Origin of the sequence: Psychrobacillus sp., assembly GCF_032154225.1 — a bacterium.
Classification (GTDB): Bacteria; Bacillota; Bacilli; order Bacillales_A; family Planococcaceae; genus Psychrobacillus.
Genome location: NZ_JALDYF010000012.1, coordinates 100,482 through 109,016, shown reverse-complemented (window position 1 = coordinate 109,016; position 8,535 = coordinate 100,482). Strand labels below are relative to the sequence as shown.

At 36.2% G+C, this 8,535-nt stretch carries 7 protein-coding genes, 1 riboswitch and 1 other annotated feature; of the genes, 5 read left to right on the top strand and 2 right to left on the bottom strand.

Annotated elements, in window-relative coordinates; genetic code table 11:
- Positions 1-207: 207 nt before the first annotated feature.
- Positions 208-475: a binding site (T-box leader), on the top strand.
- A gap of 94 nt (positions 476-569) precedes the next feature.
- The 3 genes from lysS to RUH95_RS15135 all read left to right on the top strand — a co-directional run bounded on the left by lysS (position 570) and on the right by RUH95_RS15135 (position 3,827).
- Positions 570-2,030 carry a lysine--tRNA ligase gene (gene lysS, locus RUH95_RS15145; RefSeq protein ID WP_313893729.1) on the top strand — a complete coding sequence of 487 codons (1,461 nt, stop codon included), beginning with the start codon at positions 570-572 and terminating at the stop codon, positions 2,028-2,030.
- Positions 2,031-2,193: 163 nt separating this feature from the next.
- On the top strand, positions 2,194-2,517 hold the full coding sequence (locus tag RUH95_RS15140; protein WP_313893728.1) for a hypothetical protein: 324 nt from the start codon (positions 2,194-2,196) through the stop codon (positions 2,515-2,517).
- Positions 2,518-2,597: 80 nt separating this feature from the next.
- A complete protein-coding gene (locus RUH95_RS15135; protein ID WP_313893727.1) occupies positions 2,598-3,827 on the top strand; it encodes a transglycosylase SLT domain-containing protein in 1,230 nt (409 codons plus the stop codon).
- A gap of 45 nt (positions 3,828-3,872) precedes the next feature.
- Here the strand turns inward: RUH95_RS15135 and RUH95_RS15130 are convergent, their stop codons facing one another.
- Entirely contained in the window at positions 3,873-4,250 is a 378-nt protein-coding gene (locus RUH95_RS15130; protein WP_313893726.1) for an SLAP domain-containing protein, read from the bottom strand.
- A 182-nt stretch (positions 4,251-4,432) separates the two neighbouring features.
- Positions 4,433-4,532: riboswitch (purine riboswitch) on the top strand.
- A 44-nt stretch (positions 4,533-4,576) separates the two neighbouring features.
- Between RUH95_RS15130 and RUH95_RS15125 the strand changes: the two genes are divergently transcribed.
- Positions 4,577-5,866: an NCS2 family permease gene (locus tag RUH95_RS15125; RefSeq protein ID WP_313893725.1), complete on the top strand. Its 1,290-nt coding sequence runs from the start codon at positions 4,577-4,579 to the stop codon at positions 5,864-5,866.
- Positions 5,867-6,551: 685 nt separating this feature from the next.
- On the opposite strand, the gene RUH95_RS15120 is transcribed toward RUH95_RS15125, so the two are convergent.
- Positions 6,552-7,064: a helix-turn-helix domain-containing protein gene (locus tag RUH95_RS15120; RefSeq protein WP_313893724.1), complete on the bottom strand. Its 513-nt coding sequence runs from the start codon at positions 7,062-7,064 to the stop codon at positions 6,552-6,554.
- Positions 7,065-7,241: 177 nt separating this feature from the next.
- Here RUH95_RS15120 and RUH95_RS15115 point away from each other — a divergent pair, with 177 nt between their 5' ends.
- The gene (locus tag RUH95_RS15115; protein ID WP_313893723.1) at positions 7,242-8,519 is read left to right on the top strand and encodes an MFS transporter; all 1,278 of its coding nucleotides are present in this window, start codon (positions 7,242-7,244) and stop codon (positions 8,517-8,519) included.
- The last annotated feature ends 16 nt before the right edge of the window (positions 8,520-8,535 follow it).

Below are 8,535 nucleotides of genomic sequence, written 5' to 3'. Positions count from 1 at the left end.
CCGTGTGCGTAAATAGCGCAAGCACGGTTCTGTGAGGGGGGAGGAACACAATCTAATGCAAGGTAGAGAGGTTCCCTTCTACTCGACTACTTCAAAAAGGAGTACAGAATTTTCTTTTTGAATTAATGGAGCAATTCCTAATCACTCAAATAGTAATTGACTAATCTGTTTACTTACGCTAAAATTTTGTAATTATCTAATATTAAGTATATGGCTATGAAGAGAAGAGTAGTTTTGATCGATTATTTCCAGAGAGCTCCTATTGGTGGGAAGGAGCAATAATAATCTAAATGAAAAAAGTCTCTGAGCTTCGCACGGATCTAAAAGGTTTTTTTAGTGATACTGCGACGGGATCTCCCGTTATAGGGATAGGGTATAATCAATTTATTAAAATTGACGTACTCGAAGAGGTTGATGTGGCAACATATCAATAAACTGAGGTGGTAACACGAAGCTTATGGCTCTCGTCCTCAAGATGAAAATCTTGGGGGTGGGGGTCTTTTTGTTGTTTATTGTGTAAATTTTTAATTCAAATTCCATAAAATAAAATAGGACTGGAGTGAAATAAAATGAGTTATGAACAAACTGCTCAAAGAAAAGAGAAATTAGAAACATTAAGAAACGAGGGAATACAGGTATATCCAGAGAGATTTTCTGTGAATTATGAATTATATGAAGCAACTATGCTTCCAGACGGTACTTCTGGAGTTCGGGTTGCTGGGAGAATAATAAGTGTTAGGAACTTCAGTAAATTGATTTTCATTACGTTATCAGACATACAAGGAAATTTACAGCTTTTATTAAAAAAAGATGAAATAGGCGAAGAGTCATTTACACAGTTTCATCATTTATTGGACATTGGAGATTTTATCGGGGTGGAAGGAAGTATGTATACTACTAAAACGAACGAGAAGACATTGCGTATGGAGAGCTATGTTTTTCTTGGAAAGGCGTTGCGAACTCTTCCTGAAAAATGGCATGGGATAAATAATGTAGAGCTTCGATATAGGCAGCGGTATTTAGATTTAATCATGACAAAAGAAACGCAAAATCGTTTATTAGTTCGAACTAAAATGGTGCGTGCCATTCGTAATTTTTTGGAAAATCAAAACTTTTTGGAGGTAGAAACGCCGGTATTACAACATACTTCTTCAGGTGCTATTGCGAAACCTTTCAGTACTTACCATAATTCGTTAGAAACTGAATTGAATTTAAGAATTGCCCCGGAAACCTATTTAAAAAGACTAATTGTAGGTGGATTTACGAAAGTTTTCGAAATAGCAAAGTGCTTTAGGAATGAAGGAATCAGTCCCCAGCATCTTCAGGAATTTACGATGGTTGAGGGATATGCGGCATATTGGAATTATGAGGATACGATGAATTTAATGCGTGAAATGATTCTATATATACTGGAGGAAACTCTTCATACAACTACTGTTACGATGCAGGGGCAAACAATTGATTTCTCATTAGAATGGGAAATTATTTCATTTCGGAATTTAATATTACAGGATACAGGGATTGATATAGACCTCTTCCAGGATGCTAAAGATCTTTATCAAGAAACAAAGAGAAGAAATATCCACTTAGAACATTCGGATATTCAATCTTTAGGAAGAGGAAACCTCATTGACCTTCTTTACAAAAAAATGTGCCGACCACATCTTGTAAAACCCACATTTTTAGTTCAGCATCCGATCGATTTGTCCCCGTTAGCAAGAGCTAATGATGCTAATCCAACTCTTACAGATAGGTTCCAATTAGTCGTGAATGGTGCCGAAATTATTAATGCCTATTCTGAGCTCGTTGATCCACTCGAACAAAGAAAAAGATTAGAGGATCAGGCTTTTTTAAAGAGTAATGGAGATTCAGAAGCTATGGAGATGGATGATGACTATTTAATCGCGATGGAATATGGGATGCCACCCATATCTGGATGGGGATTCGGTATTGAACGCCTTCTGATGGTATTAACTGATTGTGAGACGATCAAAGATTGTGTTTTATTTCCATTAACTAAGAAATTGTAAGATTTAACTGGCGATAATCTATTGAGGGATTAACGCCAGTTTTATTTATGGAAGAAAATGATAAATGTAGTGAAACCAAGTATGCATTTAAGCGTATATATACTAGTTAGAATATTTAGATATATATATATATAGAAATTGAACATAAAGGGGAGAAAGCAGTATGAAACGAAAGTTAATAACGATTATTGCAACTTTGTTCGTTTTAATAGGATTGGGTTTCGGAGTAGCATATCTTACACATACAAAATTCATTGACTACTCCATTTTCATTGGATTAGCTGCAACCGTTGCTATTGGTTTTTTTACTTCTAAAGGCGATGGTTTTGGTACTCGACATTTGGATATGAGCATTCAAGGTTCGACAGGTATTAGAATGGAAAATAAAAAAAGAGAGTTTTCACCTAATGTTGCTTTTCTCACGTCTGCTGCATACACGATCATAACAATCGCAGCAACGGTTTTCCATTATAGAAGTTATTTTTAAACTACCAATTCTATAAAACTTTCATCTATTGTGGTAAAATATACTATAAACATATAAAAATTTGAATAGGTGGAGAATGAATGAAATCAATCAAAATGAGTGTAGGGTTCTTAATTTGTTTAATGCTCTTCGGTTTGTCTAATGAAGAAGCTTTCGCTGAGTCAACATGGACATCTAAATGTTCATCATATGGGGAAATTAAGCCGAACCAAAATCCCACTTTTCAGCATATTAACTGCTTACTTACGAATGCGGCTTTAGAAGGAAATATTCCTCCTGAAGTTGTAAAAGCTGTAGCTTCCAAAGAGAATGGGGCTTGGAAACAATTTGATGAAAAAGGCCAGCCTGTAATCTCAAAAGATAATGGGATTGGTGTTATGCAAATTACGAATCAACTAGGCTATGATCAAGAGAAATTGAAATTCGATATCAACTACAATATTCAAGCAGGCATTGAGATTCTTAACAGTATGTATCAACGTACAGATTTGCCTAAAATAAAAGGGACTGGACGAGACATAATCGAAAATTGGTACTTTCCTGTCATGGCTTATAACGGTACAAAGCCAAGCAACAGTCCTCTTTATCAGTCCAGTGGATTGAAGAATGCAGAGGCATACCAAGAGCATGTCTTTGCGTTTATTGAAAAAGATAGTTACATGAACAATGCGAAATTAGGACAATTTTCTTTCAATGTGGCAGATTTCAACTATGATCCTACTAGCAGAGAAAATATTGTATTTAAAACGATGGAGTATACATTAACAGATAAGATGCATACGTCTGCTTATCAATTTAAAAAAGGAGATAAAGTATCGATAACAGCAGATACTGTAAAGTTACGCTCACAACCTAGCACTTCATCAACTGCGAAATCGGTAACAAATGATACTACTTTGATTATTGAAGGAAATTTTGTATATGATCAATCTTTGACAAGTGTAAACCAATTTGTATGGTACCCAGTTAAAACGGAGGATCAAAAGGTAGCAGGCTATATTTCTTCTGCTTACATTACGAAAAAGCTAGGTGCACCAGCTGCAAAAGTTATGTGGGGAAAAACGGAATTGAAATTAGGACAAATCGGCAAAGTGACGATTCTATCTGATACAAGCTTGGTCAAACTGGAGAGCGACGGTTCGTTGACTACAGTTCGTCCTATGAAAAAAGGTGAAGAATACCGAGTATATAGCTATAACAGTAATCACGGTGGCTTATATGGTGTAGGTGGCGGAAGTTACGTTAAAAAGTCCACAAATGTAAAGTACGAAACACCATCTAAAAGCAAGTTAGCATTACTTGCACAATAGAGCACAAAAAAACGCTTGGATTTCCAAGCGTTTTTTTTGATGCCGTTAGTAGATAACCATTTGAACATTTTTAAAAGTGGCTTCCTGTTTAGTGCTGCTAGTAGGGAAGATGAAAGTCCACGGCATACTATATGACGGTTGTATTACTAGTGTCGGGAGATGAAATAAATGCTCTGCAATCATTTTATTATTTTCAAGATAGCGGAGTTGTATATCGTTAAAGGAAACTAATTCAGATGTGAAGTTATGGATGAGCATCGTTACTAATAATTCATCTTTGTGATTAAATGCTTGCCATAATGGTGTAAATTGAATGCTATTACTGTTTAATATAGCCGTTTTTAAAAAGGCGTCTTCAATAACTTTTCGATCTTTGTTAGACAAGGCCTTATTCCAAGATGATTCAAACATAAGTTTTTGCATATGGACTGCTCCTAACTTGAAATAATTCAAGCTTAACATGTATTTAATTATTTTAACTATTAAATTTTTTTTACATAATTAAATGAATATTTTAATAGGGAAACATAAGGAAATGGTCGTATATACGAACGATTTATATTGACTAACAATTTTTGTTCGTGTATTATAATGAGCGAAGTTAACAATAAAACAAAAAAATCATTCGTATATTCTCAGTGATATGGTCTGGGAGTTTCTAGTAGGAACCGTGAATTCCTAACTACGAATGGGTAAATTTCCTTTACCCATTTTTAGTTAGGGATTTTTTTTGTCTTTAAGGAGGAACTATGGAGCGTTTATTTAAATTAAAAGAATTAGGAACAAATGTGAAAACGGAGTTACTAGCAGGAACTACAACATTTTTGACAATGGCCTATATTATCCTTGTGAATCCAGCGATTCTTTCTGCGGCTGGTGTACCATTTGAGCAAGTGTTTATTGCAACAATCGTTGCCGCAGTTATTGGGACGCTTATTATGGCTTTGTTTGCGAATTATCCTATTGCTATTGCACCAGGTATGGGGATGAATGCGTATTTTACGAGTGTTGTTGCGACTCAAGGAGTTAGTTATCAAGTAGTTTTTGGTGCCGTTTTGATGGCTGGTATTTTATTTCTTTTATTAACATTTACGAAATTTCGTGAATTGCTTATCGATTCTATTCCTACTTCTTTAAAATATGGAATTACTTCAGGAATCGGGTTATTTATAGCATTTGTTGGGTTGAAAATGTCTAAAATTGTCGTTGGTAATAGCGAAGCACTTGTAACACTCGGTGATTTACGCGAGCCAATAGCGATGTTATCTATTATAGGCTTGTTTGTTACGATTATTTTAATCGCTTTAAAAGTGAATGGTGCTTTGTTTATCGGGATGTTTATCACCGCAATTATTGGATATTTCATGGGACTACTTCACATTGATGGCATAGTATCAGCACCACCATCTATGGTGTTTTTGGATGTTGATATTGCAGGAGTGTTTTCAAATGGTCTGTACGCAGTTATATTTTCGTTTTTACTCGTTACAATCTTTGATACAACTGGAACAATGATTGGTGTTACGGAGCAGGCTGGTTTAATGAAAGATGGAAAAATGCCAAAAGTGAAATCTGCACTAGCAGCAGATGCAGTCGCAACAACGGTTGGAGCAGCTTTAGGAACAAGTCCTTCTAGTGCTTATATTGAGTCTTCTACTGGTGTAGCAGCAGGTGGACGATCTGGATTGACGGCGCTTGTTGTAGCAATTTTGTTTTTTGTTGCTTTGTTTTTCTCTCCATTAGTAGCAGCGATTTCTTCTTTATCCGCTATTACGGCTCCAGCTTTAATCATTGTTGGATGCTATATGATGGAAGGGTTGGCTAAAATTAATTGGAAGAATTTTGATGATGCGTTTCCTGCTTTTGCAATTATTTTAATGATGCCTTTGACTGGAAGTATTGCTACAGGAATTGCGGTTGGATTTATCACGTATCCATTGCTTAAATTAGTAAGTGGCAAAGGGCGAGAGGTTCATCCGATTATATATGTTTTTGGAGCGATCTTTGCCATCCAAATGGCATTCTTCCCAGGGCATTAACAAGAAAAACTAGGCAAAAAGATGCCTTGTTCTTTAAAGCCAAAACATCTGAGTGACCCAGTTTCTGGCTCGCTTCAGGCTTCCCATTGGGCTATACAATGAACGGTGAAATTTTTAAAGCTTGTAGGAAGTGGCTGCGCCGCTTCCTACAAGCTTTTTCTTCGGTCATCGTATGGCAAATGTTCGCCTTCTGCTCGCCAGAAACTTCATTGCCAGGTGTTAAATACTTTTGGCAATAGGAGAAGCAAGTTACATTCTATCTATTTTGAAGGTTGCCAAAGATATAATTTTGGCAGCTCTTTGTAGATTTTACAAAGCGACACTTCTAGATTTGAACAGAAAGTGGAGAAGTAGATGACAGATTTACTTCGTATGAAAATTGTTGGTCTATTTCTAACTAGAAGTGTCCATGAACTTTTTTCTCTTCCTCTTACATAAAAGGTCTTAAATAGAAAGAACATGAATACACGCTCATAAGCAAGATGAATGTAATGAAAAGCGGTGGCTCGGGTGGGAACAGCGGATGTTTTCTGCGACGAGTAACCGCAGGAGCACCGGAAGTGGCTGAATCCGTGCCCACCGAACGCGTCTGCTTGTAACGAAATCCACTCCATTTAATTCCTATACTCTCTACATTTTTAGTTGGAGAAATATTCAATAGAAAGATATATTGTCCAGTAAATGCTTATTTCGAAGAAACGACTAAAAAACGCACTGGTTGGTCGGTTAAGTTGTACCAATAATGATCTTTAGTTGCATCAAACATAATCGATTGTTGCGCAGAAAAATCCTCTTTTACTCCATCTATCAATACGGTTAAAGAACCTTCCAGGACAAATAAAAACTCATGACCGCTATGTGAAAAAGCATCTCCTTCACTTTCACCTGGTTGAAGCGTAACTAAAATAGGAGAGTAAAAAGCATCAGAAATTCCATTGGATAAATCCTGATAATGGAATTTTTGTCTTCGTATTTCTAAATCATCTTGCGTATGTTCAGCAGAAAAAAAGACACTTGGATTGACTGCTAGAGCATCGGCGATTTTTTTTAAGGACTCCAAGGTAACGCTAGATTTTCCTCTTTCTACCTGAGAAAGAAAGCTAATCGAGACATTTGTTTGTTCAGCCAAAGTTTTTAATGTTAGTTTTCGCTCTTTTCTTAAAGATTTTAAAACCTGACCAACTGAATCCAAAGACATGGGTGGCACCCCCTTTGTACTTTTTATACTAATCTCATCATCATACAACACTTGCTAAAGTACGCTCAACTATCAAAATTTCACTGGAAGTATTGACAGAAAATTTGAAACTCTCTACAATGAACAAAGGGGAAATTAAAGTACCACTTCAATTTTAGAGGATTAGGGGGAAACAGTATGTTAGATTCAAAACAAATGAGAAAAGTTTGGATTGCTAGCTTAGTCGGTAGTTCAATTGAATGGTTCGATTACTTTTTATATGGAACTGTTGCTGCTTTAGTATTTAACCAAGTATTTTTTGTTACAGAAGATCCATCAGTAGGTCTGATACTAGCCTATGCGTCATTTGCATTATCTTTCTTTATACGACCATTTGGGGGCATAATTTTCAGTCATATTGGGGATAGAGTTGGTCGGAAAAAAACACTTGTCATTACGTTAAGTTTAATGGGAGTTGCAACATTTGGTATGGGGTTACTGCCTACTTACCAAGCAATTGGAATATGGGCACCGATTCTTTTAATTACACTTCGTCTTGTACAAGGCTTAGGGATTGGTGGAGAATGGGGAGGAGCTTTGCTTCTTGCTGTTGAATATGCACCAAAAGAAAAGCGTGGATTATATGGGGCAATTCCACAAATGGGTGTAACAATCGGAATGGTTTTAGGTACTGTAGCATTATCAATTATGACACTATTACCTGAGGATTCATTTATGACTTGGGGCTGGCGTGTTCCGTTTCTTTTGAGTGCGTTATTAGTTATCTTTGGATTATGGATTCGTAAAGGAATTGACGAAACACCTTCCTTTAAAAAGGTTAAAGAAGCTGGAGAAATTCCGAAATTGCCGATTGTAGAAACATTAAAACATCATTGGCGTGAAGTTTTAATTGCAATTGGTGCTAAAGTGGTTGAAACAGCTCCATTTTATATTTTTGGTACATTTGTTGTTTCATACGCTACGGCAAATTTAGGTTTCTCAAGAACAGCAGTATTAAATTCGGTTATGATAGCTACAATTGTTACAACGATTTTAATTCCTATTATGGGAAGTTTATCGGATAAGATTGGACGTAAAAAACTGTATGTTGGTGGTACGATCGGTATGATTTTGTTTGCATTTCCATACTTTTGGATGCTACAACAACAATCGGTTGCTCTATTAGTAATTGCGACGATTATCGGCTTAGGGGTTATTTGGGCTCCTATTACCGCTGTACTTGGTACGATGTTCTCTGAAATTTTTGATGCAAAAGTGCGTTATACTGGAATTACACTTGGTTATCAAATTGGTGCAGCATTAGCTGGAGGAACAGCGCCACTTGTAGCAACGGCTTTATTGCTTCGATTTAATAATTCATATGTACCTGTAGCATGTTACATTATTTTCACTGCTGTTATATCGTTAATTGCTATTTGGGCAGTTAAAGATCGCAGTAAAGAGAATTTAGATTAAAGAATGGTAGATTGTA

Coding starts and splice junctions, on each gene's coding strand:
- RUH95_RS15130 (WP_313893726.1), bottom strand. CDS start 4,250: ATGCAAAAACTTATGTTTGAATCATCTTGGAATAAGGCCTTGTCTAAC.
- RUH95_RS15120 (WP_313893724.1), bottom strand. CDS start 7,064: ATGTCTTTGGATTCAGTTGGTCAGGTTTTAAAATCTTTAAGAAAAGAG.
- RUH95_RS15140 (WP_313893728.1), top strand. CDS start 2,194: ATGAAACGAAAGTTAATAACGATTATTGCAACTTTGTTCGTTTTAATA.
- RUH95_RS15135 (WP_313893727.1), top strand. CDS start 2,598: ATGAAATCAATCAAAATGAGTGTAGGGTTCTTAATTTGTTTAATGCTC.
- RUH95_RS15115 (WP_313893723.1), top strand. CDS start 7,242: ATGTTAGATTCAAAACAAATGAGAAAAGTTTGGATTGCTAGCTTAGTC.
- RUH95_RS15125 (WP_313893725.1), top strand. CDS start 4,577: ATGGAGCGTTTATTTAAATTAAAAGAATTAGGAACAAATGTGAAAACG.
- lysS (WP_313893729.1), top strand. CDS start 570: ATGAGTTATGAACAAACTGCTCAAAGAAAAGAGAAATTAGAAACATTA.